Origin of the sequence: Paenibacillus sp. NEAU-GSW1, from assembly GCF_009737085.1 — a bacterium.
Lineage (GTDB): Bacteria > Bacillota > Bacilli > Paenibacillales > Paenibacillaceae > Pristimantibacillus.
Genome location: NZ_WOVL01000017.1, coordinates 1 through 26,085, shown reverse-complemented (window position 1 = coordinate 26,085; position 26,085 = coordinate 1). Strand labels below are relative to the sequence as shown.

Genomic DNA, 26,085 nt, shown 5'->3' with positions numbered 1-26,085 from the left:
TTCTATCATCGTTCATAAATAAATTTACTCGCCGACAACGAGCGGCTGCTGCGCATCGACTCTTTCTCTCTCATATCGAATAGAAGATTGGACAGGCATTAGGACAACCTGAAGCTCGGCGCTCACTGCCGTCTGCTCGACAGCTTCCTCGGCTTTGACGGGCCTAAGCAGAAAATAAAGCGAAATTCCAGCCAAACCGACGATTAATAAAAGTAACATCTGAATCGTTCCTCCCAATAATGAAAGTTCACCTGCGTCTGTCACTAGCAGGTATTGATAGATTATAAATATGTGCCGGGTTAATAGAGTGTGCTGGACAAAGGCCGATGCAGGACATAAATTACGGGAAGGACAAGGCCTATTTTTTGTGCCGCAAGGGCGCAGCGGAGGGACGCTGTGGCACAGGTAAATATCGCGTCGAAGCGCCGGAACAGCGAAATAACGCTGCGAGGCAGCGTAATGTATTGCACGGTTAAATGAAAAAAGAGCTTTCCATGCCGCCCGTGCTAACGGACTGGCTGGAAAGCTCTTCGGCAGGGCGGCGAACCGCCGTATTAAGATTGTGGCTGTGACGGCTCAGGCTCGATCCAATCTTGCGACCATTTCTGGATTTCACGCACGATCGGCTCCAATGCGCGCCCTTTTTCCGTCAAAGAGTATTCAATGCGCACAGGAATGTCGGGATAAACATCTCTTGTAACAATGCCTTCCTGCTCGAGTTCCTTGAATCGTTCGGACAGCAGCCTGCCGCTGATCGGAAGCGCTGCTTGAACCGAGCAGAACCGTTGAGGACCGGCCAGCAACTGATAAATAATTAAGCCGATCCAACGTCTGCCAATAAGATCCATCCCTTTCTGCAGGCGCGGACAGAGGTCGGTTTGCTCCATTTGCGTTCACCTCGTTTAACTTGAATTCCAACAATCTATAAGTTGCACGGTATAATGAGCTTAGAATTCTCGGAATGAAACGCGTCGCGCCGTTAAGTACGGCGAAACCGTTTCACCTTGCTTATCCTTATAATAAACTTAATATCAATTTTATACAACCAAACTTAATTATTGTCCATAACTTGACGTTACTTAATTGTAAATATATAATTAGTTACTAATAGTAAGTGATATTGAAGCCCATAATGCGAGGAGTTGAAATGATTGTCCCCATTATTTCTAGCGCACGGCTCGCCAATGCTTGCAGTTGAAGAGAATGATTATACCGCATTCCTTCGCCAAACGGGGGCGGAGCTGAAGCCGGATGCGATCGTTATCTTTACGGCCCATTGGGAAACGGAATTAACGACAATTAGCTCCAGAGACGATATATACGAAACGATTTATGATTTTTATGGTTTCCCTGACGAGCTGTATCAGGTAAAATATAACGCGCGCGGCTCTATTCAAACCGCTGAGCTTGTGAGACAATTATTGGAGGCGCAGGATATTCCATCCGCATTTGATACGGAACGAGGTCTTGACCACGGCTCATGGACGCTGTTATCGAAGCTGTTTCCGCAAGCGAATATTCCTGTCGTGCAAGTATCGGTTAATCCGTATCGGTCCCCGGAGGAGCAGTATCGGATCGGAGAAGCGCTGCGCAGTCTGGCAGATCGCAACATTCTGCTGATCGGCAGCGGCGTAACGGTTCACAATTTACGGGCAATCAAATGGGGGCAAAAGGAAGCGGAGCCATGGGCTGTTCAATTCGATGACTGGCTCATTGATAAGCTTGAGAAGCATGAGCTTCGCGACTTGTTCCAATATGAGAGCCTCGCGCCAAATGCACAGGCGGCCGTACCGAGAGCCGAGCATTTCGTGCCGTTATACATCGCGCTTGGCGCCGGTCAACCGGATAAAGCGCCGGCCGTTATTCATAGAAGCTATGAGCTGGGTACTTTAAGTTATCTATCATTCCAATTTTAAACTTTATACGGTTAAGTAGGTGCAGCATATGGACAAAAAAGACGTCATTTCGGTTTTGCGCAATAAAATAAGAACGATAGAAGCAGAGGAATGCGACATTCATGTTGTAGGTCCGATTCAGCTTCCTATTGAGCTTGACGGCCAGACGAAAATGTTTCAATGGTACAGCTGGCTTCGCAAAGAAAAGAGTGAAGGCGAAGCGGGCAAAGGCGATACGGTCGAGCAGATCATCGATCGGTTGAATACGATTCATTACGCGGAAATGCAGCAATCCAGCGTGCTCGTATACGGGGATTTCGAGCATGAAGCGGAAGCGATGATTCGGATGCACAGCATTTGCCATACGGGCGATATTTTCGGCAGCCAGCGTTGCGATTGCGGTTTTCAGCTGAAGCAGTCGCTGCGAATGATTACCGAGCATGGCACGGGCGCGCTCTTTTACTTAGCGAATCATGAAGGCCGCGGCATCGGCTTGTTCAGCAAAGCGATGGCTTATTTGCTTCAAGAAGAAGGGCTGGATACGGTGGAGGCGAATGTCGAACTCGGATTTGCCGACGATGCTCGCAATTATGACGAGGCTATTGCAGTGTTAAGGCTGCTGCGCGAAGCGCCAGTGTCGCTCATTACCAACAATCCGCGCAAGGTCGAAGCAATGCGCAACGCAGGCATGAACATTAAGAACCGCATCGCGCTATGGGGCGAGGCAACCGTCTACAATGAGAAGTATTTATCTACAAAAGTTGCCAAATCCGGCCACTACGACCGGATGCTTGCAGGCAAATAAAGGCAAAAGCCGGGAGAATCCCGGCTTTTGTTATTCTCGGAGCATGAAGCGAAACTTCTGAACAACTATTTCGTCTAATGGATATGTTCAATCTGGCATACAATAGTAAGACGGAAGGTTGGGTGTATTATGAGTAAACGACAAAGCCTCGGATGGTTTATCCGAATTGCCGCTTTGATAACGATAATAGCAACCATTTTAACGGGATGTGCCGATGATGATAGCGGCGCTGCGACAGGCGAATCGAAGCTGGCCGCCGAGCCTGCTTCCGATACGAGCCATGATGCGTTGATGATCAGCTTTCGCAATACGGTAAAAGAAGCGAAGGAAGCAGCGGAAATCGTTTCATTTCTAAATGAAAACGCAAGCAAAGCCGGCCAGCCAAACGCGGATCTTATGATTCGCGCGCTGAACGTCTTTTATAGCAAGGACATAGAGGCAACGCAGGAGCAATTTGCCCAGCCTCATGTGCAGGAAGCGCTGCTAGCGCAATCGCAGGTGATTAATTCGGCAACAGCTGCCGAAATCGAGGATGCCGAAGTCCGGCAGCTAGTCGTGACGAAGCTGTCTGGCGGCTATAAGCTGGAAGGGGTAGAAGGAACGATTTTTCCGATCGTCGATTACGGCATGCAAAGAAAGTTTAGCGGTTATTTATCGGAGCCGCTTAAGCAATACATTATTTTGAAGGCTGAAGAGTCGGATAAACCGACGGCTAGAGACGGGGGACTGGTCATTTCTTGGGATGAGCTGGCTGCGCGGGCGGTTATGGCGGAGGAATATGTAACGCTTTATTTGGATACGCCTGAACGCGAGGAAGTGCTGCAATTGTATTTGGATCGTTATTTGCCATTCTATATTTACGGGCAAAGCAACACGCCTGTATTTGACGATATGTTCGTGCTTGAGGACGAAGTGAAGGACAGCTATGAGAAGCTCATTGCGGAACGGCCGAATTCGGTGACAGCAAACACTGTGCAGCGCTATCTTGATGTGCTTTCGCAAACAGGCGGACGCCTCTTGGAGAGGAGAAACGGGCAACAGTACAACATTCCTGCCGTACAGCAATTCCTTGACAGCTATATAGCGGATGCAAGAGCGATGCTTGAATAGTTTGAAGGACAGCATATTCGACCAAAAAACGACAAAATATCTTTGCGTTATTGCTTTATTTCAAGTATGATGGGTGATAAATGCATTGAGAAACAGGACAAGAAGGAGTAAGCGCAATGAATTCGAAAACTAGCCATTGTAAAATTGTAGATTGCACAATCCGCGACGGCGGCCTTGTTAACAATTGGGATTTCAGCGTGGAGTTTGTTCAACATTTGTACAACTCGTTGAACGAAGCTGGCGTCGATTATATGGAAATCGGCTACAAAAACTCGCCAAAATTGCTTAAAGGCGCGGAATCCGCGGGACCTTGGCGCTTCTTGGACGACGACTTTTTGAAAAAAGTAATTCCGAACAAAGGCAATACGAAACTGTCCGCGCTTGTGGATATCGGCCGCGTGGATGAGAATGACATTTTGCCTCGCAGCGAGAGCTTGCTTGACCTCATTCGCGTCGCTTGCTACATCCAAGATGTGGACAAGGCGCTTGAGCTCGTTAAAGTATTCCATGACAAAGGCTACGAGACGACGCTCAATATTATGGCGCTCTCCAATGTTATGGAAAACCAGCTGATCGAAGCATTTGCCCAAATCGCAGAAAGCGTTGTAGATGTTGTCTACATCGTTGACTCGTACGGCAGCTTGAAGCCAAACGATTTCGCTTACCTGGTCGAAAAATTCCAAAAATATTTGCCGAACAAACGCCTTGGCGTTCATACGCATAACAACATGCAGCTTGCATTTGCAAACACGCTGATCGCTGCCGAGAAGGGTGTCGAGCTGCTGGACGCTTCCGTATACGGCATGGGCCGCGCTGCCGGCAACTGCAATACGGAACTGCTCGTAGCTGAGCTGCAAAACACGAAATACAACGTGCGTCCTGTTCTCGACATGATCGAGAAATATATGATTCCGCTTCGCGAGAAGGAAGAATGGGGCTACATTATCCCGTACATGATTACGGGCATTCTCGACGAGCATCCACGCTCGGCTATGGCGCTGCGCGATTCCGCGGATAAAGACAAATGCGTTGATTTCTACGACCGTCTGACGACGCCGGAAATTTCGCACAGCAAATAATAAGAATAAAGGGGTGTCCCTTCGTCATTGATGATGACAGCGGGACACCCCTTTTCTATTGGCCGCAACAAGGCTGTCTGGCTTGCCGGTTATTGTGACAGCTCTTTGGCCATTGTAACGTGAGGAATATTTTCCTCCATGAAAATGTCGGAAATAGCGCGATAGCCGAGCTTCGCATAGAACGGCTCAGCTTGCGTCTGGCTGTTTAGCTTGGCTTTAGCCAAGCCGTTCAGTTTCGCAAACGTCTCCAGCGCTTCGACCGTTATTTTGCCAAGCCCGTATTTGCGGTGGGAAGCGAGAACGCAAATCCGTTCAAGCTTAGCTGTGCCGCCGACGTTTCTAACTCTTCCGGTAGCTGCCGGAAGGCCATTGTACAGAACGAGCACATGATCCGCATCCGTGTCCGGTTCGTCATATTGATCGTATTCGTTCTCAGCGGGTACGCCTTGTTCTTCTACGAATACCTTTGTTCGAATGCGAAATGCAGCCTCACGATCCTCATTATTCGTAATTTTGCGCGATGTGATGTCCATAAATGCCATTCCTTTCTTTCCGTGCGCTATCTTTCGTTCAACAGCCCGTCCCCGCGCAGCGCGGCAGCTTTGTGCGGCTCATTCGGATGCAGGTAAGCGATGCCCTCAAACACTCGTCCGTCGCGGGCCGTTGCAATAAGCTCTACCTGTATATCCTCGCTATGGCCGAACCAATGCAGCAACTCCTCATCCTCAATCCCGTCAACGTTTGCGTACCATAGACGCGAGCCGTAATCGGATACGACGACAAGCTCAGCGGATGTGAAAACGAGCTGTTCGATTCGGTTGTTGAATGTAATCGTAATTGCAGCTAACGGTATCATTTCCATCTCTTTAGCACCCCCATGCCAGGCAAGCATGCTTGCCTTTTACGATTTTAATGTTAGCGCGGCATTAATGCAACAATAGTCGAACTCCTCGCGTCAATAGGAAAAAGCTAAAGGGGGCTATACGAGTGAAACCTTTCCATGCGGCAAATAGAAAAATAGTTCGCAAAAGCTTTATTTGGATTACAGTTGCGTTGATGCTGCTGCTAGCGGGATGCTCGAGCGCGGACAATGCCAATAACGTCGCACAAGCAGAAAGCACCGAAGCTGGTGACAGCAGCAAGGGAGATGAACACACGTCAAAAGACAAGACGGCTCCGGCAGTTGAAGAGCCTGCTCCGGAAAGAGAGCAAGAAGGATTGCGCCGATACGGTACAAACAATGCAGATGTGCAAGCAGGCCAACTGACTGCCGGAGAATGGGATGATTTGGCGGCGTGGGAGCCGTTTAACAACTTATTGAACAGCCAAGAGGGCGATTACAATTTGAACCATTGGCGCTTTCAAAGCTTTGAGCGGCTTGAAGTACAAGTGACAGCGAATGGCAAAGCGGTCTCTGATGCGACCGTTCTATTGGAAGGGCAGCAGGGGACGGAGTGGACAGCAAGAACGAATACGGACGGAATCGCTTATGTATTCGCAGGGCTGTTCGGAGGAGAGCAACAGCTGACGAAACGGCATTCAGAAGACAGCACGCGCAGTGACGTATTCGAAGTGGAAGTAAAGAAAGGACAATCCAGCAAAAAAGTGAGCGATATTCGGATTCAGGAGCAAGGCACGCTGAAAGTAAGCCTTGATGAGGAAGAGAAGCCGTCAGATCGGCTGGACGTCATGTTTGTCGTCGACACAACCGGTTCGATGCAGGACGAATTGGACTTTTTGGAAGCCGAGCTGAAGGATGTAATCGGGCGAGTTGCAGATGAGCATGCGAATCAGCTTGATATCCGGATGAGCGCCAATTTTTATCGGGATAAACACGATGATTATGTTGTCAAACCCAATCCTTTTACCGGCGATATCGATGAAGTGATTCAGCAGATGGCTTCGCAGAAAGCGAAAGGCGGGGGCGACTTCCCGGAAGCGGTTGAAGAAGCATTGCAGGATGCGATCATGGAGCATAAGTGGAGCGAGGAGGCAAGAGCCCGGCTGCTGTTCCTCGTGCTGGACGCGCCGCCGCATCATGAAGGGGAAATAATAGATCAGCTGCACGACCTCATTGAAGAGGCGGCATCGCAAGGCATTCGGATTATACCGGTCGTATCGAGCGGAATCGATATTCAGACCGAATACTTGATGCGCTTTATGTCTGTTGCTACAGGCGGCACTTACCTGTTCTTGACCGATGACAGCGGCATCGGGGGCGATCATCTGGAGCCGGCGGCAGGCGAATATGAAGTGAAGCTGCTCAACGATTTGCTGGTGGAGACAATCAATCAGTACGTGGATTAACGGAATGAAATGAAGCGGTTCCGCGGGCGGCCGGCCTGCGCGGAGCCGTTTTTGTTTTGTGATTGGCGATGGGTAAGGCATGTTTGATTGCTTGCTTGCTGGCAGACGGCATGTTGTCATGCTGCGGAACGAAGCCGTTTCGCAAATTTGCGAATGAATGTTCGCTAATTTGCGGTTTTTGGATGCCCTGGATCAGAAAACGCACCATGTTTCGCTAATAGCGAAACAATGTTCTTGGATTGCGAAGCGAGATTCGTTATCGGTATTGAGCGGCCTTTTTAACGCCCCAAATAGCGAAATCCGTTTCGCAATAAAGCGAATTAGATTCGCGAAAAACGGAATCGGGAATGGTGCAACGGAAAGCGAAAGTGGCGGCGAACCGCCGTTTCTTTTAAAATGGGGATAAGGCAAATTAGAGCAGGAGAATCGAACATCGAATGAAGCGTACTTACAAATTGCTGCATGCGTATATTGACGGAGCGGGAACTGTTTATATCGTCGCAACGGGGCACTCCAACAAATACTGGCTGCGCGGCAAAGGGTACACGGTTATGCCGACGTTGAAGAAAAAGCGCGAAGGCTATCTTCATTATAGCTATACGGCATCATTAGCGAATAAACATCTAATTTGTAAAAAGCAAACGGCAGGAGGCAGCGGGATGGGGCTGGAAATTACGCCGCTTGGCGACCGTGCGCTTGTGCTGCACAGCGGCGGTGAGGGTGCCGGGACGGACGGCTGGCGCGAGATGGCTGCGCTGGCAGAGCGCATCGGACAAAAAACGTCCGCTTGGGCGATCGATATCGTGCCGGCGTACGATACGGTGACGGTGCTATATGATCCGTCGGCGCTGATCCGATTAGCGAAGCGGGAGCAAAAAGCGCCAACGGCAGGCGGCGACCGTGCAGGTGAAAAAGAGCTGCTGCCATTCCAGATTGCGGAGCTTCTGATTCGGAAGATCGCATCCGAAACCCGCAAGCGAGCTAGCGATAGCGAGACGCTTCGCATAGTGGAGGTTCCGGTCGTGTACGGCGGCGAATGCGGACCGGATTTGGCGGAAGCATCCGAGAGGGCCGGCCTGTCGACTGAGGCATTTATTCGACTTCATTCGGAGGCGGAATATACGGTGGCGATGCTCGGATTTATGCCCGGCTTTCCTTATTTGAGCGGCCTTCCCGCACAGTTGGAGCAGCCTCGGAAAGCGTCGCCCCGCTCTGCGGTTCCGGAAGGGTCCGTTGGTATTGCGGGCATTCAGACCGGCATCTATCCGATGGAGACGCCGGGAGGCTGGCAGCTGATCGGGAGAACTTCGTTGAAGCTGTTCGATTTTGACCGGGAACAGCCGGCGCTGCTCAAGGCGGGCGATCTTGTCAAGTTTGTACGGGTCGAACGGCTGGGACAGGATGAGCATGATACAAGCAAATATTGTAGGTTGCGGACGGAGTAATGGCAATGACAACATCAGAGGGGAATAATGGCTTCCTATTGAAAAACGGCGGTTTGCTGACAACTGTCCAACATTTGGGTACGTCTGGACTTCGCGCTTATGGCGTGTCCGGCGGAGGGGCAATGGATCGCGAGTCGCTTCGCATCGCAAATTGGCTAACCGGCAATAGCGAAGATGAGGCCGGCTTGGAGTTGACGCTGGCGGGTCCGGAGCTTGTGCTTGAAACGGACATGCTGGTGGCGATAACCGGCGCGCCGATGTCGCCGAGCGTTGACGGCGAGGCGCTGCCGATGTGGCGCCCCGTATGGGTGCGCCAGGGCGCGGCCATCCGCTTCGGCCGCGCCGCACGCGGCTGCCGGACCTATGTCGCGGCAGCCGGAGGGCTTGCAGGCGGCCGCGGCAAAGCCGGCCGCCTCCGCGCAGGCGACTTCGTGCGCCTGCGTGAGCGCGGCGAAGCCGCGCCATCGCGCTGGGCTGCCGAATGGGCGGCAGTCCTGGCGCGGGAAGCGGGCGGCCGCAACTGGTCGGCCGCCCGCTGGTTTGCGCCGCCGCCGCGCAGCAGCAGCTGCTATGGCGGCGGAGCGCCCCAAGCCGTCATCGGGCTTCGCACGATGACGGGGAGCGAGTTCGGGCAATTTAGCGAAGCTGCCCGAACCGCTTTTTTCCGGGAGCGGTATCGCGTCGCTCCCGCCTCGGACCGGATGGGGTGCCGCCTGGAAGGCGCCCCGCTGGAGAGACTAAGCCGTGCGGAGCTGCTGTCGCACGGCGTGACGCCGGGCGCCGTACAGGTGCCGCCCGGCGGGCTGCCGATCGTGCTCGGCGCCGATTGCCAGACGACCGGCGGATACCCGAAAATCGCCCATGTGGCGACCGTCGATCTGCCGCTTCTCGGGCAGCTGAAACCGGGCGACTGGCTTTCATTTCAGCATGTCGCACTGGAAGAGGCGCAGAGGCTTGATCTCGAATCGGAATACGAGATGAGCATGCTGAAAGCAGCGATCCGCAGCCGAAGACCTTAGCGGCATTTCAATTCTAATTAAGGAGGCTGCTTCTCATGCAAAACGAGAGCAATCCATCCATGCGCGCCATCGACCTCAATTGCGACTTCGGTGAAGGCTACGGCGCGTATTCGTTCGGGCAGGACGACGAGCTGCTCCGATATGTGACAAGCGTCAACATCGCCTGCGGTTTTCATGCAGGCGATCCGCATACGATGCGCGAGGCAATCGCGAAAGCTGCCGCCGCAAGCGTGTCTGTCGGCGCGCATCCGGGCCTTCCCGATCGGCTTGGCTTCGGACGCCGGGAAATGGCGATTTCGCCAAAGGAAGCTTACGACTTTATGCTGTATCAGCTGGGCGCGCTTGATGCCTTTGCCCGGGCTGAAGGCGCGAAGCTGCGCCATATGAAGCCGCATGGCGCTTTGTACCATATGGCTAATCGCGATTTGGAGATCGCCGAGGCGATAGCTGAGGCGACTTGCCGCTTCGACGCCAACCTTATCGTATTCGCCCAATCGGGCAGCTTGTTGTTAGAAGCCGCGAAACGCTATGGCTTGCAAGCGGCTTCCGAAGTTTTTGCCGACCGCGCTTATGACGAGTCAGGCAGCCTTCTGCCGCGATCGCGCAGCGGGGCGCTTATTGAAGATGCGGACGCAGCGGCGCGGCAAGCGGTCGCAATGGCGCAGCGGGGCGTCGCTTTTACAGCTGACGGGAAAGAGACGAAGGTGCAGGCCGATACGATATGTCTTCATGGAGACGGCAAGCATGCCGCGTCATTTGCCGCTCATATTCAGAAAGCGTTAAAAGCTGCAGGCGTCCAGCTTGAATCGCCCGCAGCCGGTAAACGCCCATGAACCCGCAATTAGTAAAAGTTTTCGTATACGGCACGCTGCTGCCCGGCCAAAACAACCATTTCATCGCCGCGCCATTCATTACAGGGAAGATTGAGGAAGGCTATATTCAAGCGCGCCTAGTGGATGCCGGGGCGTACCCGGCAGCTGTTCGAGATGCCGGATCAAAGTATGTGCGCGGTGCATGGCTGACGGTCAGCCTGCCTGGTCTTGCGGCGATGGACAGGCTGGAGGAGTTTGCCGGAATCGAGGAGCTTAACGATTATGAACGGATCTGGGTTGCCGACGCATGGCGGACGGACAACGCCGGCTGGGTCTACGTTTGGACGGATGACCGGGACTGTCCGCCGGTTTTAAGAGGCGGTACCGGAAAAACGTCGCAAGGTGAAAGCTTCCGTTATTATAGCTGGATTTAACCATTACGATAAAACGCTCGACCCCGTCCCGTATGCTAAGCTTTCCGGGCGGAATCGAGCGTTTCTTATTGCTCATCGTCTTCGTTTTCGTAGGCGACTAATGAAATCGTCGTTCCGATTTCCTCGGTCAATTTCTGTTCCAGCTTGCGGATCGATTCCAACGCTTCGTTTCTGTCGCCAAGCTCGGCGATTTTATAATAGCTGTCAGTCATGCGGAAAGTCCTCCTTATCCGTATATCACACCTTCAATTCTCATCATGTTCGTTTTGTTGGCTTCTTATACGAGATTAGCGGGCTTTCATTGCTTAATTCGATGAATTCGGCTCGTTCTCATCCTTGGGCGGCTTCTTCAACTCTTCTAGCTGAGCCATTTTCTTTTGAAGCAAAGCGGGTACAACACCGTATCCGAGTCCGAAATGCTGCGGAGCAATCGATTTGACCATAAAGGCCAATTTGCTCTCCGTTTTCGTGTTGGACTCTACCTTCATAATGCCTTGGAAAAATAATTGATCGACAAATTCGTTTACATTGGTAACGTCGCCCATAAATTTGACGGCTAATTGTTTTTCTTCTTCGGACATTTCATTTTTCTTGTTCTTTTTCTCTTCCGCTTCATCGTCAACGGAATTGTTTACACTGTCTGCGCCATCGTCGACAATTTCTCCCTTGCCGTCTTTAACAATTTCTTCCTTAGTATCCTCGTCAAAGGATTCGTCATAATTGTAGTCGTCGTATTCATCATCGTAATCGGATTGCTCCGTCGTCGTCGGCTCCTGCTTTTCCAGGATGCCTAGATTTTCCATGTTGCGATCGAAGAGCAATTGGATTTCTGGACTGAGCAATTGAGCGGTAATAGCTTCGATTGGCGGCTTTTTCCAAAAGGTGTTAATGGCCTGAATATCGCCTTTAAAGGTCGGAATGTAATGACGATCGTAAATATGCTTCCAGGCGGTTACCGGAATAATGACTTCGATATCGACCTTTTTCATTATTTTTTCGAATTCGATTTCAGGCTTCTGATTTTTCTTCTTCTTGCCGGTACTTACAGGAGGAGGCTTTCTTATAATTGTGGGAACGTCATAAGTAAATTGAAATGGAACTTGGCTTAATGTCGGATAATCTTCACTGCCTAGAGAAGCAAGGCGTCTATCATCGCCTTCCAGCCATTTGGCAGAGACGCGTTTGACATGCTTTTCCTCATTTTCTGTATTATCGCTATACGAGTACCAGATATCGGAATCGAATTTCGGCTTGCTCTCTGCCTGGATATGCAATATACAGTCCGTAATTGTATTCAAGGTGTCTCCCAGTATTTGATCGAGATTCGCATCTTCGCTCTCCAATGCTTCTGTTTGGGTCAGGATAGGCAATCTGGACAGCTTGCGAATTGCATTGTCGAGCTTAAACAAATGCTGGCTTCCGTCGGTTTGCACAGAAATATTTCCATCCATTTCAATTTGCGGATCGAAGGTCGAGCCTGGATTGCCGGTCGTCTTTTGAAATCCGGGCGTAAGGTTGTTTTCTAAATTCAGCAGTTTGTTTTCCAATTCTACCGGTTTTCCGGTTTTTGCTTCAAATCGCTCGTAAGCGTCTTTCGTTTCTGTGTAATTGCATTTCTTTGGAATGACCATCGATCTGATTTTATCAATGAGCGGTACAAATTTTAATAATGTATGTTGGGAAACGGAATGGTCAAGCTGCATTTCCTGGTTGCCTGAATCAATTCGGGATTGTTTCAGTCTCTCTTTGTTGCTCTTATTCATTCCTTTAAAGAGCTGTGCGGTAGCAGTGGACGTCGTTGGACCCGAATCTTCCTGCAAATGTGTCGCTTCGTCCGCATATGAGGCAGCCTTGGCCCCCATCCGATCGGCCTCTCGCTCCAATCCGGGATTGTCGTTAACGTTAACGCCTTTCAATTGCGTGGAAGGCTTGACTCGTCCTTGCTTTTGCTGCACGACATGCCAAGCTTCATGCGGCAAATGCTTCTCCTGGCCTGGTCCGACAAAAATATTGTTGCCTTGGGCATAGGCTAAGGCGTCCAGCTCGGCCGGCTTAGAGGAGCCGTAGTGAACCTTGACGTCATTCATCGATATGCCTGATAGGCTTTCCATTCCCGATTTCAATTTATCCGGCATGCCAGTTCGGTTTCCAGAAGCGGGCGCCGCTGCCTCTGCAACCGGAGCGGGTTCAGCGGCAGGCGACTGCTGCATCAGCTGCGCAACGGCACGGTTGCCGGCCGTTTGCTGCAATTGCGTCAATATAGAAGGAGAAGCTGCTTGAGGGCCTGAGTTCGGTGCATTCTTTTTCAATTGCGCGCTTTCTTGGGGCTGCGTTGCCTGTGTCGATTTGCTGCGCTTTGGCATTCGTTGGCTCAAGGAGTATCGTTCCTTTCCTATTGCTCGTTGATAGATCTTGTCCCATTGTATCATGTTATGGATAATAATGGTTTGATTGTTCTTTGGATTTCCCTCAGTTACACTGAAAAAAGCGGCAAAGGGGAATCGCGAAGGAGGCTGTTAAACGGATGTCCTATAAATGGCTGAAGCTTCTTATTTTATGGATACCTACAATTACGATCGGGCTGTGGGAATATGCCCGGCATGCTTTTTTATTGTCCTACGTGTCGATGGAGCTCGGCAACTGGCTGGCGCCGTTAATCGTGCTGGTCGTCACGCTGACGCTGCTGCGCGCGCTGTTTGCCAAGATGGAGCAGACGCAAGAAGCGCTGCAGCGCGAACAAATGACGAAAGCGGCATTGGAGCAGCGGGAGCAGCTAGCCCGCGAGCTGCATGACGGCATATCGCAATCTTTGTTTCTATTGTCGGTCAAGATGGAGCGGCTTGAACAGGCCGATTCTGAAGAAACGGCCAGACGGACAAGGGAGCAAATTAGAGGGACGATCAAACATGTTTACGAGGATGTGAGACAATCTATTGCCAATTTGCAATCTGATCCGGTTGCAGCCGACAGTTCATGGATCAGTGCGATTTACCCGCTGGTAGAGGAAATGAAGCAGACGAGCGGCATTAAAGTCGCGATCGATTGGCGGATTGGGGACGGCGTGCTGAACAATAAAAGCAAGATCGAGCTTCTGGCCATTATTAGGGAAGCGTTAATGAACGTGCGAAAGCATGCGCTGGCAACCCAAGCGACCGTCGTTTGCGAAGAAATCGGCGCGTTGCCTCCTAAGGGGGAGACTCCGTTCCGCTGTCTGATTCGGGATAACGGCGTTGGCGCGAGCGAGTTGTCCATTGGCGCTAAAGGCAATTATGGAATCAAGATGATGCGGGACCGGGCGGAACGGATGGGCTGGTCCTTGCATGTGGCCGGCGAATCGGGGAAAGGAACGCTAGTAACGATAGAGAGCGGGAGGCAAGAACAATGATAGAGAGTCCGATCTTGAAAATACGGGTGTTTCTGGTTGACGATCATCCGCACGGCAAAGAGGGAATGCGTGAAATTCTTGCCTCTGATTCGTCGTTTGAGATTGCAGGAGAAGCGGCGAGCGGCGAGGAGGCAATCGCGAGAATCGACGACGTTCTCCCTGATCTGGTTCTAATGGATATCAATATGCCTGGTATGGGAGGCTTGGAGGCGACGCAGCAATTGAAGTTTCTGCATCCGTCGCTGAAGATCGTTATGGTAACAGTCTCCGACGATATTACCCATTTATTCGAAGCGATCAAGCGGGGCGCGCAAGGCTATTTGCTCAAAAATTTGGCTCCGTCCGCTTGGGTCGAATATTTGCGGGCGATTGCGGACGACGAGGCGCCGATGTCCAAGGAGCTGGCATACAGGCTGCTTCAGGAATTCGCCGGCGGGAGAGGCGCCGCAGAAGCGGGGCAGCGGAATGCGGAGGAGGACAAGTCCATGACGACCCCGTTGACTGAACGGGAAAAAGAAGTGCTGGAGCGCGTCGTCACCGGAGAGTCCAACCGCGAAATTGCTGCTGCTTTCGGATTATCCGAGCATACGGTCAAAAACCATCTAAAAAATATATTGCAAAAGCTCCATCTGGACAATCGGGTCCAATTAACCCGCTATGCGATGGAGAAAGGTTTATTTGATCGCAGAGGATAGCACGCATCCGATTCCATCCGCCATTTCTCGCCGTTTTCGACAAAACCGGCAGGATTACTGCTATTTTCGTAGAATAGTAATCATATTCATGCGGGGCTATCGCTCCGGACTTTTTGGCGGGAGGGTCACGTATGCATTATCCGATATTTCGGGAGATACAGTTGTTTAACCGCATGGACGAGCTGGAGCGGCTGAATGAGCTGCTGGAGTCGGTCGGCTCGGAAGCAGGCTGGCATCCGCGGGCGGTGCTGGATTTGTCGCTGGCGTGCGAGGAATTGATCGTCAATATCGTGAACTACGGATTTCCTTCCGGCGGAGAGCATACGATCGCGGTTTGCGTGAAAGCGGCGTCTGAAGCTGTTGAGGTAAACATGGATGATGGGGGAATTCCGTTCAATCCGCTTGAAGAGGAAAGCCCGGACACGACGCTCGCCCTGGAAGACCGGGAGATTGGCGGTCTGGGACTATTTTTTGTAAGGCGTTTAATGGATGAAGTGCACTATGAAAGGACTGGCGGGCGAAATCATTTGCGTTTGCGCAAAGGGTTAACGTATGCCGGCAAGCAAGATGACTCACAAAGGCAAGCGGGAGGACAATGAACGATGAACATTGAGACGCAGGAAGTGAACGGAATTACGGTTTTGCCGCTGGAAGGCAGGCTTGACGGGAACAATGCAACGGTCGCGGAGCAGACGTTTCTGAAGCTATTAGCAGAAGGAAAGCAGCAATTCGTATTCGACTTCAGCGGTTTGCAATACATAAGCAGCGCGGGGCTGCGCGTCATCCTGGTGGCGGCGAAAAAGCTGCGCGCGACAAATGGCAGAATGGTGTGCGCAAGCCTTGGCGAGCAGGTGCTGGACGTATTTGAAATGTCGGGCTTTACAGCCATATTGGAAATGGCGGTTACACGCGAGGAAGCATTCGAAAAACTCGGAGCAGGCGCATAATTGCACTCCCGGATGAAAGAAAGGAGGGACTCCTTTGACTATTGCAGGATGGATAGCAGGTGCAATCGGACTGGGGGCGGCAGCGGCGCTATGGATTCAAAACAGGCGGCTGTCGGCGAAAATCAAGCAGTCGGACCTGCTGTTCGAGCTTAGCTCGCAAATCTATTCCGCCAAACGCAAGGAGGAGCTTCTCCTCGCAGGGGAAGAGGGCATCAAGCGGCTGGTCGATTCCGAAGAAGCGGCGATTGTTTTGGCGGATCAAAATGGCGGATTGACGGGGCAAGAACAAGTGTCCGTCCCGCTGGAGGCAAGAGGACGTCGGCTTGGCATGCTCCAAGCCTCCGGGAAGGCGGGCGGCCAGCGCCTGACGGCGGCGGAACGCGACCTTCTGGCGAAGCTGTCGGGTCCTTTGGCGCTGGCGCTCGATAATGCGATGCTGCATGAGGTAACGGAAGAATCGGTTAATGAGCTTCAAGAAGCTACCGCTTTGAAGGAAAGGCTGGAAAGCGAGCTGCAGATTGCGGGAAGCATTCAGCTCAGCTTCCTGCCGACGACGATGCCCTCGGCCAATGAGCCGTTTGATGTGTGTGCGCTGTTGAAATCGGCCAAAGAGGTCGGCGGCGATTTCTACAACTTTTTCAAAATCGACGAGGACCATCTTTTCTTCACGCTTGGCGACGTTTCGGATAAAGGCATTCCTGCAGCGCTGTTTATGGCGATGACGCTGTCGCTGCTGAAAGGGAAAATGAATCCGGACCTGTCCCCGGGCGAGCTGCTCAAAAAAGTCAATGATGAGCTATGCCTTGATAATGCCCAATTGTTTGCGACGATCGTTTGCGGCGTGCTAAAGATTTCAACGGGAGAAGCGGTGTTGAGCGACGGCGGGCATTGCACGCCTTATATGGTGAAGGCGAATGGCGAGGTGCTTCCTATTAAACTCGCAAAAGGCATTCCGTTAGGCTCATTCCCTGAATTTATATACAAAAATGTTTCGCTTCAGCTGGAGCGCGGCGACAAGCTGATTATTTACACGGACGGCATTACGGAAGCGGAAAATGCGCTTCAGGAGCAATATTCGGCTGGACGATTGCAGCGTTTTCTCGCGCAAACGAAAGAGTACTCCAGCGCCGAAATTATTGACGCGCTGTTGATGGATGTGTTCATGTTCGCGGACGGCGCGCCGCAGTCTGACGATATTGCAGTATTGTGCCTGACGCGCCGCTAGAGAGAAAGACACCATGCTGGGGTGGTAATCATTATGCGATTGTATGACAACGGTTTTGCTTACATAGAGGATGAATTCGAACTTATCGAGCGGGGAATCCGTCTGCTGCTGCAGCATTTCGAGAGCAGAGAGACAGCGGACGAATCCTCGCTTGTTTTGCGTGGTCTAGTCATTACGCCGGCAGATATCGAGCGGACGCTTGAGCCTGATGCGGCTCCTTGGAATGAAGACGAGGATCCGTTGCGGCAGTTCCGCAGCGAGCGTCTCGACGCTGAGCGCCATATGCAGAAAAGGGTTGCCGCAAGCTTGAAAGCCGGAACGAAGCTTCCGCTTGCCGAGCTGTCGGAGCGGCTGGATCTTTCGGCGTGGGAGCGGCGCTGCGTCCTGCTTGCTCTGGCTGCTGAATTCGATTCCCGCTGCGAGAGCTGGTTCGGTTACTTGAATGACGACGTTACGCTGCGCATGCCGACCGTGGAATTGGCGCTAAAGCTGCTCGCCGATTCTGCGCAACAGGTTCAATCAGCCAGAGGATTTCTGGGAGAAGGCTCCAAGCTGCGCCGGTATTGCCTGGCACAGCTGGACACCGCATCGGGACAGACGCGCAGCTCCTTGCGGCAATTGATGAAGCTTGATCAGCGGATCATCAGCCTTCTGCTGGAGACAGAGCGGATGGACAGCCGATTGTCTGGCGTAGCGAGCCGAACGGATGAAAAGGAGGCGCTGGAACCGCTGCTCGTGGGCGCTCAGCTCCAGCGAGCGCTCCTTCAGGCTGTCCGTTCCTGCAGAGATTTGGAAACCGGACAGTCAGGCTATTTCCCAGTTATTCAATTAACGGGTCCCGCCGGGGGCGGCAAAAAGCTGCATGTGAAGCATGTTTCGCATGCACTGGGACAGCCGTTGCTCATCATCCATGGACAAAGGCTGCCTGCTGCCGGCGAGGCGCTGCGCGAGAAGCTTCGTTTGCTTGTTCGCGAAGCGATAATTACAGGAGCTGCACTAGCTTTTGAGAATACGGACGCATTGTGGGCGGAAGAATCGCAAGCCGCCGAGAGCTTTAAGGCTTTTCGCGCGGCATTGAGCGAGTACGCGGCGGAAGGGAAATCGCCGGTCGTTTTCTGGCTGAACCGTGAAGCGAAACGGCGCGAACAGCTGCCTCTCCCGGAAACGGCGGCAATGCTCGATATTGCGCTGCCGTATCCCGCTGCCGTAGAGCGGCTGTTCGTCTGGAAGCAGGCTGCGAACGGGAAACTGGCAGACGATTTGCAATCCGAGCTGGCGGACAAATATAAATTCACGCCAGGTCAAATTCAAGGGACGATGAGGCAAGCGTTCCGATTGGCAGCTATGCGAGGCGGCGATGTGCCGCATACGGGCGAGTTGGCCGAAGCATCCCGCACGCAGGTGCAAACCCGGCTGTCCGAGCTTGCAGATAAGCTGACGCCTGTTCGCGGCTGGGATGATCTCGTGCTTCCGGATGATTCGTTTGCGCAACTGAAAGAGGCATGTGCTAGATTTCGATACGGCGAAACGGTATACGGACGCTGGGGCTTTGGCCGGAAGCTTCCGTACGGACGGGGTCTTAGCATGCTTTTTGCCGGGCCGCCAGGCACCGGCAAGACGATGGCAGCCGAAGTGATGGCGAAGGAGCTCGGCATAGAGCTGTATCGGATCGATCTGTCCAGAATCGTCAGCAAATACATTGGCGAAACGGAGAAAAATTTGCGGGAGATGTTCGCGGAAGCGGAAAACAGCGGCTCGATTTTGTTTTTTGACGAGGCCGATTCATTGTTTGGCAAGCGGACGGAAGTCAAAGATTCTCACGACCGTTACGCCAATATGGAGGCTGCTTATTTGCTTCAGCGAATCGAAGCGTTTGACGGCGTCTCTATTCTGGCGACGAATTTGCAGCAAAACATGGATGAGGCTTTCCTGCGCCGAATGCAGGTCATCGTTCAGTTTCCGTTTCCGGACGCGGAGGGCCGCGAGCGGATATTCCGCGGTCTACTGCCGGAAGAAGCGCCTGTAGATGCCGAGTTGGACTTGCCGTTTCTGGCGGAACGAATCGATGTGGCGGGCGGGCATATTAAAAATATAGTGCTTTCCGCCGCTTTTCTTGCGGCAGGCGAAGGAAGGCCGATTGGCATGGTTCAAATGATCCGCGCCGCTCAGCAGGAGTTTAAAAAAATGGGCAAAATCGTCGTCCGAGAGCAATTTGAACCCTATGCTTAGGCGAGCCAATCAACTGGCGTTGAAGCGCCGGCAATCTTCTCTGTTTTTTTGACATATTATGATATTTTATCGTAGTTATTTTTTAGTAGAATCGGTATAATAGACTCATATTTTGAAATAAAAAAAGGAATGCGGGGAGGGACATAATGGCTGGATATACGGCTATTGCCGATGCAGGCGCAAGCTTGCTGCGATTGCTTAGAGACAATATGACGCCCGACCCGATTCCGCGGCCGGATTTGATCGGCCTTTCATCGCCGCGAGAGGCGGGCGATCTGGCGTTGTCGCTGTTTCTATTCAACGTGACAGAAAACGGGGAAGCGCGTCGGACAAGCATGCAGGATCGCGGCGGCGTTCTTCAGTATCCGCCGCAGACGCTGGATCTTTATTTCTTGCTGACGCCTCACTCCAACGCGGATCGGCTGACCCGCTCGTTGGACGAGCAGCGCATTTTAGGCAAAGCTATGCAAACGCTTTATGACAATTCGATTGTAAAGGCCCCCTATTTGGAAGGCGCTCTGGCCGAGAGCGGCGAAACGCTGCGTATCTCGCATGCCAGCTTGGATAGCGATGAGCTTCTGAAGCTGTGGCAGTTCGGCGATATGGCCTATAAGCTATCGACTGTCTATCGGGTAGGACCTGTTCTGTTGGACTCCAACCGGACGAAGTCGGTATCCCGCGTCGTCGAGCGGCAGATCGTATTGGAAGACAAGGGCGGTGGCTCGGCTTGAGCGGCGCCAGAGATCGATTGACAAGTCGCGTATCGCTCGTCGTTGAGCTCGCCGATATTTGGACGCGAAAAAAGATCGGCTTCTCGGATGCCGCTGTTTCTCTTCGCGGGGAAGCGAAGCCTCCGATCCGGAAGGCTGACGGCAGCTATGTTTTTCTGGATGCCGGGGATAGCGTGCGGATGCTGGACATTCGTTCAGCGGTTTATTTGCCCGAGGAGCTGGAAGTGGACTTAGGCGCGCTGGACAAGCTTGCTCCGGTCGTGACAATTCCGCTCATGCCGTCTAGGCTATATCCTGTAGTCCGCGGTTTGACCGCAATTTCCGTTCAAGTCGCAGGTGCGGACGGATCGGCATTGCCAAACGTACAGCTGCGCGCGCATGCGGATGAAGACGCCGCAGCGAGGGCTCGTTTATCCCAAGAGACGGCATCCGCCGGCGATAGAGCGATTAAAGCGGGTTCTTGGCAGGGGATGACGATCGCGGGCGAAACGTTTCTGCTTCGCGACAAGGACGGAGAAGAATATGTCCGTTTGAAGAGCGTGGAACCGGACGGGCAGTTGCAGCTGGAGCAGCCGCTGGCCCGAAGCTACCGAAGAGGGGCGACGCTTCTGCCTGCGGCTATAACAAGAACTGATCGCGAAGGAAATGCCATTATACCGTTTCGCGGGACACTCCCGCCTGCATTTCGGATCGTTGCAGAAGCAAGCCTTGGTTCCGATCGCAAGTCGGCCAGCTTCACGGCTAAAGCCGGCGAAGTAACGGCTATGCCATGCATGCTGATGTCCGAATAGCAATTTAATTTCCGGTCTTGGGGTCGATAGAGACGGAGGCTTTGCCGTATGGCAGCAGCCGTCATTTGTCGCCTAATACATATATTGTTTCAGAGAGGAGATCACAAATGGCTGAGTATTTGTCGCCAGGCGTCTACGTGGAGGAATTCGAAAGCGGCTCGAGGCCGTTGGAAGGTGTTAGCACGAGTACGGCAGGTTTTATCGGCCTTGCTGCCCGCGGTCCGGTTGAAGGACTTCCGCAGCTGATTACGAGCGCTGCCGATTTTCAACGCGTATACGGATCTTATTTGTCGGAGAATGCCTTCGGCTCTTACCGATATCTGGCATATGCGGTCAATCAATTTTTCTTGAACGGCGGTTCGCGCCTTTTCATCTCGCGCGTTGCGCCGTCCGATGCGAAAGCGGCATCCAATGAAGAGGGCGGTCCGCTCACGGTATCTGCGAAAAACCCAGGTACATGGGGCAACCAGATCCGGGTTGTCGTAACGCCTGCAAGCAAAGCGAAATCGCCGATTTTAGAAGCGCTCGGCGGCAGCCGCTATCGCCTGAAGAACAGCTCCGGCTTCTATGCGGGCGATGTTGTTGTTTTCTCAAGCGGCGAAGGCAAGCAAGTCGGCCGCGTCGTTTCGGTACAGGACCAAACGATCGAACTGGCTCAGCCGCTGTCCGGCGAAGTGACGGATACGGCGCTCGTGCCAAGCAAATGGCTGAGCACAAGCGAGTTTACGCTTACAGTCATTAATGGCAGCGAAGCGGAAACGTACGAGAAAGCTTCCTTTAATCCGGAGGCGCCAAACTTCGTAAACAAGCTTGTTGAACGTTCATCCTTGGTTAATCTTTATGCCAATGTTTCTTCCGACGGTGCAATCGTTCCGTTCGAACAAATTGCCGGCGCGGATGCAGCGACATTCGAAATCGCGCTTTCCGGCGGCAGCGACGGCACGGCAGCAGCTCTGTCGCCTGCAGATTTCATCGGCGTTGACAACGGGCCTGGAAGAAGAACAGGCATTCAGTCGTTTATCGACAATGATGTTGTGAGCATCGTGGCTATTCCTGGCGTAACGGACCCGAACGTGCAATTGTCGCTGGTCGCGCATTGCGAGAATCTGGGAAGCCGCTTTGCGATTCTGGATCTCCCGCGCGAAGCGACAAAGGTACAAGACGTGCTTGCTCACCGCGATTTGTTCGATTCGAGCTACTGCGCGCTTTATAACCCATGGCTTCAAGTGTTTGATCCGCTCGACAAACGCAACATTTTCATCCCGCCGTCCGGTACGATCGCAGGCATCTATTCGCGTTCGGATACGACACGCGGCGTTCAAAAGGCGCCTGCCAACGAAACGCTTCGCGGCGTCGTTGGACTGGACGTGCAATATAACAATGGGGAACAGGACATTCTGAACCCTGCTGGCGTCAACTTGATCCGCGCTTTCTCGGGACAAGGCATCCGCGTATGGGGCGCTCGCACTTGCTCTTCCAATACGCTTTGGAAGTACATCAACGTACGCCGTCTGTTCATCTTCCTTGAAGAATCGATCAAGAACGGCTCCAATTGGGTCGTATTCGAGCCGAATACCGAGCAGCTGTGGGCTCGCGTACAGCGTACAATCGACGCCTTCCTTACCCGCGTATGGCGCGATGGCGCGCTGGCGGGCGGCAGCCCGGCTGAAGCTTTCTATATTAATATCGGAACATCGACAATGACGCAGGACGATATCGACAACGGCAGACTGATCGTTGTGATCGGCGTTGCGCCGGTAAAACCTGCCGAGTTTGTCGTATTCCGCATTACGCAAAAAACCGGATCGGAATAGCATAATCGGACAGCTATTACTTTAAGAGCTTCCACATTAAATAACGGAAGGGGATAACTATGCCTGGAGATCGTGTAGATCCATACCGCAATTTTAGGTTTCGCGTTGAGCTGGAAGGACTTGAACAGGGCGGTTTCAGCGAGGTAACCGGATTTGAAGCAACAATGGACGTTATCGAATATCGGGAAGGCAACGAAGTGACGACACCGCGCAAGCTGCCTGGTCTCACTAAGTACGGCAACATTACGCTCAAATGGGGTACGACAGAGTCGATGGAGCTGTATGAATGGATTCAAGAATGTGTGGAAGGAACAATCGAGCGCAAAACGATTACGATTATCGCTTTGGACGAGGAAGGCGAGGATGTTGCAACTTGGCAGGTTATCGAGGCATGGCCGGTTAAGTACACAGCTCCTACTTTCAACGGTACAGGCAATGAAGTGGCGTTCGAATCGATTGAATTCGCGCATGAGGGCATGACGCGCACGGCATAGCTTGATTGGAAACAAGGGCGGGCCAGCGGACGATAACGTTCGCGCCGCTCTTGTTTTCCGCTTTTAACCACATCAGAATATTTAAATGCTTTACAGCGATAAAGCGTAAATGCAATCATTCTGATTGGCGATAAAAACTTCCGCTTAAACGCGGTCGAACATCTTCGAAATGCTCCGATAGGAGTTTTTCTCATCGATGAACGGAGGGAATAACGATGGCGTTTCAAACGGAATACGAGTTCGAGCTTCCGCGCGGCTATGTTGACGATAACGGCAATTTGCACCGCCGCGGAGTAATGAGGCTGGCTACAGCGGCAGACGAGATTTTGCCGATGAAGGATCCTCGGGTACAGTCGAATCCAAGCTATTTGACCATTATTTTGATGGCGCGGGTCGTTACCCGTCTTGGCGACATGAAGCATATCGATACAAAGCTGATCGAGAAGCTTTTTACAGCGGATTTGGCCTACTTGCAAAACCTGTATCGCCAGATCAATGATCTGGAAGCTCCAAAGGTGTTGACGGCTTGTCCGAAATGCGAGCATGAATACGAGGTGTCGGTCGATTTTTTGTCCTTAACGGAGGCGCTCTCCTAGGGTATCCGGTTGACCGGATTTACGAGGAGGTCGGCTTCATCGCCTATTATTTCCATTGGCCGCATGACGACATTATGAGCATGGAGCATGCCGAGCGCCGCAGATGGTGCGAGGAAATATCGCGGATTAACCGCAAAATGAATGACGAGACGGACAAACCGAACGTATTTGACGTGTTCAGCAAAAGGAGGTAGCCGCTGTGGCCTTAACCGGTTCCCGCGAGTCGGGCCGCATATACAGTATCGCCTCTGCCTATCAGTTTTGGATTGAGCTGGACGGCATGTTCGTCGCAGGCTTTTCCGAAGCTTCGGGGCTTGAAGCGGAGACGGAGATCGAGGAATATCGGGAGGGCGGCATGAACGGATTCGTGCATCGGCTTCCTAAGGGCATCCGCTATCAGAACATCGTGCTTAAAAGAGGGATGACGCAATCGGCATTATTGTGGTCGTGGTACGAGAGTACGATGAACGGCTCGATAGAACGAATGAACGGCGCGATTGTACTTCTGTCGCCGGATGGCTCTGAGTTTGGGCGATGGAATTTCTTTGATGCTTATCCGGTTAGATGGTCTGGTCCTCAGTTGAATGCAAGCACAAGCGACGTCGCTTTCGAGACGATCGAGATAGCGCACAACGGGTTGAAGGGCGTTTTTAATGGATAGATGGGTTGAGTAGCAGCTGTTTTAATTTCGTGCAGGGGGACTGGGCTGCATACCGGCACATTGTAGTGCGTATTCGCTGAATTAGCGGAAGAAAAGTACGTTATTTAGCTGGATTTGAGCTAATGGGGAGAAATAGCGGAAGAAAGTTCCGTTATTGAGTGCAGGGAGGTGCGCTGGTGAAACGCAAGACGGGGACGAATGAGCGAAACAAAAAGCCTCAAGGTGCGGTCGCGTCTATTCAGCCGTTTGCCGGCGGCATCATGGGTAAATACAGCAGCACCCGACAAGAAAAATATGGACGTATGTCGTTGCTTCATAAGCAGCAGCAGGCAGCTGCGCCAGTCGAGCATAACGTTCATGTAAAGGTCATAGCTCCGCCTGAAAAAAAAGAAACGAACAAAAAAACGGCAACAGCCAAACCGGTTATTCAGCAGCAGATACAGAAAACGAAAGAGACGAAGGAAAGAGTCATCGTTGAGCGTGAAAAGGTTGTTTTTCGCGATGTGGCTCGCATTATTCGTGAGACTCGGGTTGTCAGAGATACGGCAGTAAACGTTCTGCCCGCTGAAAAGCAAGCAGCAGAAAAAGCAACAAACAAGGTTATTTCTGATAAATCGAATAACAAAGATTTTACCAAAAACGAAGTTCAAATTAGGCAAAAAATATTGCCCGGCCAAACGAAAACGATAGTTTTACCCGAGGCTGCTACATATAAGGCTAAATTTCCTGGAGCGCAGGCAGAAACGCCATTACTGACTTCAGAGCGCGCGAAGGATCTATATATAAGGATCAGGTCTACGCTTCCTGAAGCTGTCCTCGTATCCAAAATAAAAGAGTTAAGAGTGCTGAAAAACGGAGAGAGAATTACGCATTTATTAGGCGCTAATAGTAGAATTGGTGCAAGTGTTGAGGGTACAGCTGCCAACGCGAAAACGGAGCAGTCAGCAGTACAACAACTGAAGAACCGCCGTTTTGCAGAACAGACGTATGCGAAGCGGCGAGGAGCTGCATCCGAAGAACAGAAAGCGTTAGCGGATCAACACGAAAAAGTGAAAAACGACCGTACACTGGCAAAACAGAACAAGGCTGAGCCGGAGGCGAGCGAGCGAACAGGAGTAAGCGAGCAAGCGAACGCGGGAGCGAAAGCGCAGGCAGCAATGCGAGCGAATGCGGTTGATGCGACGGAGCGAAAGGCAGCGACGGCAGCGCAAGCAGCGGAGCAGACGCATGCGAAGCGGCTAGGCAACGCGAAGGCCGAGCCGGAGGCGAGCGAGCGAGCAAGAATAAGCAAGCAAGCGGATACGGGAGCGAAAGCGCAGGCAACGATGCGAGCGAATGCGGTGACGGCGACGGAGCGAAAGGCAGCGACGGCAGCGCAAGCAGCGGAGCAGACGCATGCGAAGCGGCGAGGCAACGCGAAAGCTGAGCCGGAGGCGAGCGAGCGAGCAGGTGTAAGCGAGCAAGCGAACGCGGGAGTAAGCGAGCAAGCGAACGCGGGAGCGAAAGCGCAGGCAGCGATGCGAGCGAATGCGGTGACGTCGACGGAGCGGAAGGCAACGGCGGCGGCGCAAGCTGCGGAGCAAACGCATGCGAAGCGGCGAGGCAACGCGA

29 protein-coding genes are annotated in these 26,085 nt (G+C 52.5%); 23 read left to right on the top strand and 6 right to left on the bottom strand.

Annotation, left to right across the window (positions count from 1 at the left end; translation table 11 throughout):
* Nucleotides 1-24: 24 nt before the first annotated feature.
* The gene (locus tag GOM71_RS14490) at nt 25-219 is read right to left on the bottom strand and encodes a hypothetical protein (RefSeq protein WP_156282288.1); all 195 of its coding nucleotides are present in this window, start codon (nt 217-219) and stop codon (nt 25-27) included.
* A 335-nt stretch (nt 220-554) separates the two neighbouring features.
* Nucleotides 555-887, bottom strand: a complete 333-nt coding sequence (locus GOM71_RS14485; RefSeq protein WP_156282286.1) for a winged helix-turn-helix transcriptional regulator — start codon at nt 885-887, stop codon at nt 555-557.
* A 264-nt stretch (nt 888-1,151) separates the two neighbouring features.
* Between GOM71_RS14485 and GOM71_RS14480 the strand changes: the two genes are divergently transcribed.
* The 4 genes from GOM71_RS14480 to GOM71_RS14465 all read left to right on the top strand — a co-directional run bounded on the left by GOM71_RS14480 (nt 1,152) and on the right by GOM71_RS14465 (nt 4,889).
* Nucleotides 1,152-1,916, top strand: a complete 765-nt coding sequence (locus tag GOM71_RS14480; RefSeq protein ID WP_156282284.1) for a DODA-type extradiol aromatic ring-opening family dioxygenase — start codon at nt 1,152-1,154, stop codon at nt 1,914-1,916.
* Between the two features lie 28 nt (nt 1,917-1,944).
* On the top strand, nt 1,945-2,700 hold the full coding sequence (locus GOM71_RS14475) for a GTP cyclohydrolase II (protein WP_156282282.1): 756 nt from the start codon (nt 1,945-1,947) through the stop codon (nt 2,698-2,700).
* Between the two features lie 129 nt (nt 2,701-2,829).
* Nucleotides 2,830-3,810 (top strand): hypothetical protein, encoded by a 981-nt coding sequence (locus tag GOM71_RS14470; RefSeq protein ID WP_156282280.1) that lies wholly within the window; start codon nt 2,830-2,832, stop codon nt 3,808-3,810.
* Between the two features lie 116 nt (nt 3,811-3,926).
* Nucleotides 3,927-4,889, top strand: coding sequence for an aldolase catalytic domain-containing protein (locus GOM71_RS14465; protein ID WP_156282278.1), 963 nt, complete (start codon nt 3,927-3,929; stop codon nt 4,887-4,889).
* 89 nt (nt 4,890-4,978) lie between these two features.
* On the opposite strand, the gene GOM71_RS14460 is transcribed toward GOM71_RS14465, so the two are convergent.
* Together GOM71_RS14460 and GOM71_RS14455 are read right to left on the bottom strand one after the other, a co-directional pair.
* Complete coding sequence (locus tag GOM71_RS14460; RefSeq protein ID WP_367649619.1) at nt 4,979-5,416, bottom strand: GNAT family N-acetyltransferase; 438 nt, start codon at nt 5,414-5,416, stop codon at nt 4,979-4,981.
* Nucleotides 5,417-5,448: 32 nt separating this feature from the next.
* Complete coding sequence (locus GOM71_RS14455; protein WP_156282274.1) at nt 5,449-5,751, bottom strand: hypothetical protein; 303 nt, start codon at nt 5,749-5,751, stop codon at nt 5,449-5,451.
* Nucleotides 5,752-5,876: 125 nt separating this feature from the next.
* On the opposite strand from GOM71_RS14455, the gene GOM71_RS25000 reads away from it, so the two are divergent.
* The 5 genes from GOM71_RS25000 (at nt 5,877) to GOM71_RS14430 (ending at nt 10,906) form a co-directional block, all read left to right on the top strand.
* A complete protein-coding gene (locus GOM71_RS25000; protein ID WP_156282272.1) occupies nt 5,877-7,196 on the top strand; it encodes a vWA domain-containing protein in 1,320 nt (439 codons plus the stop codon).
* A gap of 437 nt (nt 7,197-7,633) precedes the next feature.
* Nucleotides 7,634-8,641, top strand: coding sequence for a 5-oxoprolinase subunit PxpB (gene pxpB, locus GOM71_RS14445; RefSeq protein WP_156282270.1), 1,008 nt, complete (start codon nt 7,634-7,636; stop codon nt 8,639-8,641).
* Nucleotides 8,642-8,646: 5 nt separating this feature from the next.
* Nucleotides 8,647-9,660: a 5-oxoprolinase subunit C family protein gene (locus GOM71_RS14440; RefSeq protein ID WP_156282268.1), complete on the top strand. Its 1,014-nt coding sequence runs from the start codon at nt 8,647-8,649 to the stop codon at nt 9,658-9,660.
* A gap of 59 nt (nt 9,661-9,719) precedes the next feature.
* Nucleotides 9,720-10,493: a LamB/YcsF family protein gene (locus GOM71_RS14435; RefSeq protein WP_156282442.1), complete on the top strand. Its 774-nt coding sequence runs from the start codon at nt 9,720-9,722 to the stop codon at nt 10,491-10,493.
* The gene (locus GOM71_RS14430) at nt 10,490-10,906 is read left to right on the top strand and encodes a gamma-glutamylcyclotransferase family protein (protein WP_156282266.1); all 417 of its coding nucleotides are present in this window, start codon (nt 10,490-10,492) and stop codon (nt 10,904-10,906) included. Before GOM71_RS14435 ends, GOM71_RS14430 begins: the two co-directional genes overlap by 4 nt.
* Before the next feature lie 65 nt (nt 10,907-10,971).
* On the opposite strand, the gene GOM71_RS14425 is transcribed toward GOM71_RS14430, so the two are convergent.
* Together GOM71_RS14425 and GOM71_RS14420 are read right to left on the bottom strand one after the other, a co-directional pair.
* Nucleotides 10,972-11,118: a hypothetical protein gene (locus GOM71_RS14425; protein ID WP_156282264.1), complete on the bottom strand. Its 147-nt coding sequence runs from the start codon at nt 11,116-11,118 to the stop codon at nt 10,972-10,974.
* Nucleotides 11,119-11,211: 93 nt separating this feature from the next.
* Nucleotides 11,212-13,281 (bottom strand): eCIS core domain-containing protein, encoded by a 2,070-nt coding sequence (locus GOM71_RS14420; RefSeq protein WP_216651755.1) that lies wholly within the window; start codon nt 13,279-13,281, stop codon nt 11,212-11,214.
* Between the two features lie 149 nt (nt 13,282-13,430).
* Here GOM71_RS14420 and GOM71_RS14415 point away from each other — a divergent pair, with 149 nt between their 5' ends.
* The 14 genes from GOM71_RS14415 to GOM71_RS14350 form a co-directional block, all read left to right on the top strand.
* On the top strand, nt 13,431-14,291 hold the full coding sequence (locus GOM71_RS14415) for a sensor histidine kinase (protein ID WP_156282262.1): 861 nt from the start codon (nt 13,431-13,433) through the stop codon (nt 14,289-14,291).
* The gene (locus GOM71_RS14410) at nt 14,288-14,986 is read left to right on the top strand and encodes a response regulator (RefSeq protein ID WP_156282260.1); all 699 of its coding nucleotides are present in this window, start codon (nt 14,288-14,290) and stop codon (nt 14,984-14,986) included. Before GOM71_RS14415 ends, GOM71_RS14410 begins: the two co-directional genes overlap by 4 nt.
* Before the next feature lie 131 nt (nt 14,987-15,117).
* Nucleotides 15,118-15,585 (top strand): ATP-binding protein, encoded by a 468-nt coding sequence (locus tag GOM71_RS14405; RefSeq protein ID WP_156282258.1) that lies wholly within the window; start codon nt 15,118-15,120, stop codon nt 15,583-15,585.
* A 3-nt stretch (nt 15,586-15,588) separates the two neighbouring features.
* The gene (locus GOM71_RS14400) at nt 15,589-15,933 is read left to right on the top strand and encodes an STAS domain-containing protein (protein ID WP_156282256.1); all 345 of its coding nucleotides are present in this window, start codon (nt 15,589-15,591) and stop codon (nt 15,931-15,933) included.
* 34 nt (nt 15,934-15,967) lie between these two features.
* On the top strand, nt 15,968-17,158 hold the full coding sequence (locus GOM71_RS14395) for a PP2C family protein-serine/threonine phosphatase (protein ID WP_156282254.1): 1,191 nt from the start codon (nt 15,968-15,970) through the stop codon (nt 17,156-17,158).
* Nucleotides 17,159-17,191: 33 nt separating this feature from the next.
* Nucleotides 17,192-19,387 carry an ATP-binding protein gene (locus tag GOM71_RS14390; RefSeq protein WP_216651754.1) on the top strand — a complete coding sequence of 732 codons (2,196 nt, stop codon included), beginning with the start codon at nt 17,192-17,194 and terminating at the stop codon, nt 19,385-19,387.
* Nucleotides 19,388-19,533: 146 nt separating this feature from the next.
* The gene (locus tag GOM71_RS14385) at nt 19,534-20,118 is read left to right on the top strand and encodes a Pvc16 family protein (RefSeq protein ID WP_156282252.1); all 585 of its coding nucleotides are present in this window, start codon (nt 19,534-19,536) and stop codon (nt 20,116-20,118) included.
* The gene (locus tag GOM71_RS14380) at nt 20,115-20,909 is read left to right on the top strand and encodes a hypothetical protein (RefSeq protein WP_156282250.1); all 795 of its coding nucleotides are present in this window, start codon (nt 20,115-20,117) and stop codon (nt 20,907-20,909) included. Before GOM71_RS14385 ends, GOM71_RS14380 begins: the two co-directional genes overlap by 4 nt.
* 107 nt (nt 20,910-21,016) lie before the next feature.
* On the top strand, nt 21,017-22,723 hold the full coding sequence (locus GOM71_RS14375) for a phage tail sheath family protein (RefSeq protein ID WP_156282248.1): 1,707 nt from the start codon (nt 21,017-21,019) through the stop codon (nt 22,721-22,723).
* 59 nt (nt 22,724-22,782) lie between these two features.
* On the top strand, nt 22,783-23,217 hold the full coding sequence (locus GOM71_RS14370) for a phage tail protein (RefSeq protein WP_156282246.1): 435 nt from the start codon (nt 22,783-22,785) through the stop codon (nt 23,215-23,217).
* A gap of 215 nt (nt 23,218-23,432) precedes the next feature.
* A complete protein-coding gene (locus GOM71_RS14365) occupies nt 23,433-23,813 on the top strand; it encodes a phage tail assembly protein (RefSeq protein WP_156282244.1) in 381 nt (126 codons plus the stop codon).
* Nucleotides 23,765-24,007 (top strand): DUF6760 family protein, encoded by a 243-nt coding sequence (locus GOM71_RS24995; RefSeq protein ID WP_367649618.1) that lies wholly within the window; start codon nt 23,765-23,767, stop codon nt 24,005-24,007. Before GOM71_RS14365 ends, GOM71_RS24995 begins: the two co-directional genes overlap by 49 nt.
* 5 nt (nt 24,008-24,012) lie before the next feature.
* The gene (locus GOM71_RS14355; protein WP_367649614.1) at nt 24,013-24,474 is read left to right on the top strand and encodes a phage tail protein; all 462 of its coding nucleotides are present in this window, start codon (nt 24,013-24,015) and stop codon (nt 24,472-24,474) included.
* Between the two features lie 176 nt (nt 24,475-24,650).
* Nucleotides 24,651-26,085 (top strand): hypothetical protein (locus tag GOM71_RS14350; RefSeq protein ID WP_483311044.1); only part of this gene is annotated, 1,435 nt, incomplete at its 3' end.

Coding starts and splice junctions, on each gene's coding strand:
- GOM71_RS14490 (WP_156282288.1), bottom strand. CDS start 219: ATGTTACTTTTATTAATCGTCGGTTTGGCTGGAATTTCGCTTTATTTT.
- GOM71_RS14485 (WP_156282286.1), bottom strand. CDS start 887: ATGGAGCAAACCGACCTCTGTCCGCGCCTGCAGAAAGGGATGGATCTT.
- GOM71_RS14475 (WP_156282282.1), top strand. CDS start 1,945: ATGGACAAAAAAGACGTCATTTCGGTTTTGCGCAATAAAATAAGAACG.
- GOM71_RS14470 (WP_156282280.1), top strand. CDS start 2,830: ATGAGTAAACGACAAAGCCTCGGATGGTTTATCCGAATTGCCGCTTTG.
- GOM71_RS14465 (WP_156282278.1), top strand. CDS start 3,927: ATGAATTCGAAAACTAGCCATTGTAAAATTGTAGATTGCACAATCCGC.
- GOM71_RS14455 (WP_156282274.1), bottom strand. CDS start 5,751: ATGGAAATGATACCGTTAGCTGCAATTACGATTACATTCAACAACCGA.
- pxpB (WP_156282270.1), top strand. CDS start 7,634: ATGAAGCGTACTTACAAATTGCTGCATGCGTATATTGACGGAGCGGGA.
- GOM71_RS14440 (WP_156282268.1), top strand. CDS start 8,647: ATGACAACATCAGAGGGGAATAATGGCTTCCTATTGAAAAACGGCGGT.
- GOM71_RS14435 (WP_156282442.1), top strand. CDS start 9,720: ATGCGCGCCATCGACCTCAATTGCGACTTCGGTGAAGGCTACGGCGCG.
- GOM71_RS14430 (WP_156282266.1), top strand. CDS start 10,490: ATGAACCCGCAATTAGTAAAAGTTTTCGTATACGGCACGCTGCTGCCC.
- GOM71_RS14425 (WP_156282264.1), bottom strand. CDS start 11,118: ATGACTGACAGCTATTATAAAATCGCCGAGCTTGGCGACAGAAACGAA.
- GOM71_RS14415 (WP_156282262.1), top strand. CDS start 13,431: ATGTCCTATAAATGGCTGAAGCTTCTTATTTTATGGATACCTACAATT.
- GOM71_RS14410 (WP_156282260.1), top strand. CDS start 14,288: ATGATAGAGAGTCCGATCTTGAAAATACGGGTGTTTCTGGTTGACGAT.
- GOM71_RS14405 (WP_156282258.1), top strand. CDS start 15,118: ATGCATTATCCGATATTTCGGGAGATACAGTTGTTTAACCGCATGGAC.
- GOM71_RS14400 (WP_156282256.1), top strand. CDS start 15,589: ATGAACATTGAGACGCAGGAAGTGAACGGAATTACGGTTTTGCCGCTG.
- GOM71_RS14390 (WP_216651754.1), top strand. CDS start 17,192: ATGCGATTGTATGACAACGGTTTTGCTTACATAGAGGATGAATTCGAA.
- GOM71_RS14385 (WP_156282252.1), top strand. CDS start 19,534: ATGGCTGGATATACGGCTATTGCCGATGCAGGCGCAAGCTTGCTGCGA.
- GOM71_RS14375 (WP_156282248.1), top strand. CDS start 21,017: ATGGCTGAGTATTTGTCGCCAGGCGTCTACGTGGAGGAATTCGAAAGC.
- GOM71_RS14370 (WP_156282246.1), top strand. CDS start 22,783: ATGCCTGGAGATCGTGTAGATCCATACCGCAATTTTAGGTTTCGCGTT.
- GOM71_RS14365 (WP_156282244.1), top strand. CDS start 23,433: ATGGCGTTTCAAACGGAATACGAGTTCGAGCTTCCGCGCGGCTATGTT.